This is a genomic window from Youngiibacter fragilis 232.1 (genome assembly GCF_000495435.3).
Taxonomy (GTDB): domain Bacteria; phylum Bacillota; class Clostridia; order Clostridiales; family Clostridiaceae; genus Youngiibacter; species Youngiibacter fragilis.
The window spans coordinates 1-1,877 of sequence record NZ_AXUN02000108.1; the positions used below are offsets into that span (position 1 = coordinate 1).

Consider the following 1,877-nt stretch of genomic DNA (forward strand, 5'->3'; position numbering starts at 1 on the left):
AGTGAGTAGAAAATAGCTGCTCCTGAGCTTACGTAACTCAAAAAAGGAAGATAAGATGGTCCGAATTCCGTACCATCTTATCTTCTACTCAAATCATGCTAATTTTTAGGGGCTTTTTCAGTGCCCTCAGGGGACACCTCCCTTTTTCATCCTGTCAAAGTGGATAGTGGAAGTATGCAACTAATATGAGTGCTATAATGGTATGTGTATAGGTTAATATGAGGGGGGATTTTTTTGCTGAAGCTCATAGTTGACAGCACCTGCGACATGGATGAGGAAATGAGGAAGGATATTATAGTCCTGCCGCTTTCAATCATCATGGATGACATCCCGTACCTTGATGGAATAGAGGTTGATACTAAAAAGGTCTATGACTACATGAGAGAGGGAAAGCTTCCCAAGACTTCCCAGATATCCTATGTGCATCTCATGGAGATCCTTAATGAGATTTCAACAAACAAGGATGATGCTATATACCTGACCTTTTCATCAAAGATGTCGGGCAGTCATGATCTCGCAAAGAATACGGTTGAGGAGTTCCTGGAAGATAATCCGGGCTTGAGGATAGAAGTGGTGGATTCTGAGGGCGGTTCAGGTGGTGCATCCCTTTTTGCAATTCATATGGCAGATATGATCAGGAAGGGTCTTGGTATTGACGAGGTGCTTCAGAATATTGATGAAATGAAAAAATGCATAAGGTACCGCTTTACGCTTCAGGACATAGCCTGGCTAGCCAAAGGGGGGAGGGTCAATACGACACTTTCAACGGTTGGTGACATGCTGGACATGAAACCATACCTTACGGTGAGAGAAGGAAGGATCGTAGTTGACAGGCTTGTCAGGGGCAGAAAGAAGGCGATCAGAAAGATTGCGGATGACATTGCAATGGATGCGAAGGATTATCCTGACCAGCTTATAACGATAAGCCATGGTGATGACCTGGAATCTGCAAGCAGCCTTGAAAAACATATCAGGGAGCTTTTGCCTGAGGCGAGGACAAGGATACTCGCCATTGGGTCGGTTCTTGGAGCGCATATCGGAGTTGGCGGAGTTGCTGCCTTCTGCCTCACCAGGAGACCGCCATATGAAAAGGGATGATGATAGAAGTTTCCACATACTTGCAATATACTCCATTCTGGCATTGGTCATTCTGGCATTAGATGTAACGGGGATAAGTGGCAAGGTAATCTGGGGAGTGAGGTATGCGGTCATTCTATCCATGCCCTTATATTCGATAAGGGTGTCTGTGAAGGAAAGGGAACAGAGGCTGCTGCAGGCATCGCTGATCCTGATCGCAGCGGGAGATTTCTTTCTCTATGTGCCGCTGGCAATGGGAAGCGAGGAGCCAGATCTGTACCCATGGGGAGTACTTCTTTTTTCATTGGCTTACCTGATGCTTTCAGCCGCGTATTCCAGGAGATCCAATAGGGCACTTAAGGAGATACTGCTTACACTTATGCCGATGACTGTTTTTTTTGCAGGAGCAACCTCTGTCCTTTCTTATGCAGATGGAATGACAAGGATTGCCGGACTTCTGCTTACAGCCTCAATTTCCTTTATGCTTTGGAATGCATTGTGCGTACCTTTAAGAGGATTCTTCGACAATGAAGCTTCAAAGCTTGTCGTTGCCTCGTCGTTCCTGATGCTCATATGTGATGCAGGGGTTGGACTGGGTATGCTGGCAGGCATAAGGGATGAGCTTTTGTTTGACATCGGAAGGAACATAGTCTGGTCAGCATATATCCCAGCATGGGCTATAATCCTCATGCTTTCATCCTGGAAGCTTAAGGAAAGGTGATGAAGCATAAGAGGAAATGGCTGAATTCATGTTGTACCATCCTATGTGGAATGTATTATTAACTCAAACTTCGCACAAT

General features: G+C 45.4%; 2 protein-coding genes. Both read left to right on the top strand.

The window, feature by feature from the left end:
* The first annotated feature begins 234 nt into the window (after positions 1-234).
* The gene (locus tag T472_RS05995) at positions 235-1,098 is read left to right on the top strand and encodes a DegV family protein (protein ID WP_023387808.1); all 864 of its coding nucleotides are present in this window, start codon (positions 235-237) and stop codon (positions 1,096-1,098) included.
* Positions 1,085-1,798 carry a lysoplasmalogenase family protein gene (locus tag T472_RS06000; RefSeq protein WP_023387809.1) on the top strand — a complete coding sequence of 238 codons (714 nt, stop codon included), beginning with the start codon at positions 1,085-1,087 and terminating at the stop codon, positions 1,796-1,798. The genes T472_RS05995 and T472_RS06000 overlap by 14 nt, the downstream gene beginning before the upstream one ends.
* Positions 1,799-1,877: the final 79 nt, after the last annotated feature.

What these genes read in the sequence shown, in the direction of transcription:
- T472_RS06000 (WP_023387809.1), top strand. Translation starts at nt 1,085, where the DNA reads ATGAAAAGGGATGATGATAGAAGTTTCCACATACTTGCAATATACTCC.